This window comes from Kitasatospora sp. NPDC127067 (assembly GCF_042724755.1).
Taxonomy (GTDB): domain Bacteria; phylum Actinomycetota; class Actinomycetes; order Streptomycetales; family Streptomycetaceae; genus Kitasatospora; species Kitasatospora lactacystinica.
The window spans coordinates 1-1199 of record NZ_JBHXEM010000312.1 but is presented as its reverse complement, the minus strand read 5'-3'; the positions used below and the strand labels follow the sequence as shown (position 1 = coordinate 1199).

Sequence of the window (1199 nt, the reverse complement as noted above, 5' to 3'; positions counted from 1 at the left end):
CGGCCGAGGCCGCGGCCGAGGTCGGGGGAGGAGGCGACGAGTTCGGCGGCCATCAGGGAGCGCCAGGAGAACGCCCAGCCCTGTTTGAGGCCGGCGAGGTAGCCGGGCAGGGCGGCGGGGACCAGGACGTGGCGGGCGCCGTTGAGGCCGGTGGCGCCGAGGGTGCGTCCGGCGCGCAGGAACAGCGGGGGGACCTGGTCGATGCCGGCGACGAGGCCGTTGGCGATGGAGGGGACGGCGCCGAGCAGGATGACGGCGTACATCATGGAGTCGTTGATGCCGAGCCAGATGACGGCGGCGGGCACCCAGGCGACGGAGGGCAGGGACTGCAGGCCCTGCAGGACCGGGCCGATGGCGGTGCGCACGGGTCTGATGCGGGCGACGACCAGGCCGATGGGGGTGCCGATGAGCACGGCGAGGAGGAAGCCGGACAGGCCGCGCCAGACGCTGGTCCAGATGATGGAGAACAGCGTGCCCTGGTACCAGAGGTCCTGGGCGGAGCGCCACACGTCGGCGGGGCTGGGCAGCTTGTAGGCGGAGGTGAGCTCCAGGCTGTACGCGCCCTGCCAGAGCGCGAGGACGACCAGCACACCGACCAGCGGCGGCAGGGCCTTGCTCCGCAGGGCCTCACCGAGGGAACCGCGCTGCGCGGTGACGGTGTCGAGGGCGTCCAGGCCCGCGCCGACGCCGGCGGTGTCGCTCGCGCCCTGCGGGATCTTGTCGTTCTTGTCCAGGACGGGGGTGGTGTCAGTGCTGGCCATGGCGACGGATCTCCCCACGCAGTTCTTCGGTGATCTCGATGGACAGGTCGGCGACGCCGGTGGATTCGATGCGGCGCGGCTGGGGCAGGTCGATCCGCCATTCGCGGGCGACGCGGCCGGGGCGGGAGGAGAGGAGGACGACGCGTTGGGCGAGGCGGACGGCTTCGCGGACGTTGTGGGTGACGAAGAGGACGGTCAGCTGTCGTTCGGCCCAGATGCGGGTGATCTCGTCGTGGAGGACGTCGCGGGTGATGGCGTCGAGGGCGGCGAAGGGTTCGTCCATGAGGAGGACCTGGCTGCCCTGGGCGAGGGCGCGGGCCATGGCGACGCGTTGGCGCATGCCGCCGGAGAGTTCGTGGACGCGTTTGCCGTGGGCGCCGTCGAGGCGGACGAGTTCGAGGAGGCGTTCGGCTTCGGTGCGGCGTTCGGGGCGGGGGA

General features: G+C 72.3%; 2 protein-coding genes. Both read right to left on the bottom strand.

What is annotated here, in order from left to right; genetic code table 11:
* On the bottom strand, nt 1-761 hold a 761-nt coding region (locus ACFWJ4_RS41665), incomplete at its 3' end, for an ABC transporter permease (RefSeq protein ID WP_380554713.1).
* Nucleotides 748-1199 (bottom strand): ABC transporter ATP-binding protein (locus ACFWJ4_RS41660; RefSeq protein WP_380554710.1); only part of this gene is annotated, 452 nt, incomplete at its 5' end. The genes ACFWJ4_RS41660 and ACFWJ4_RS41665, both read right to left, overlap by 14 nt.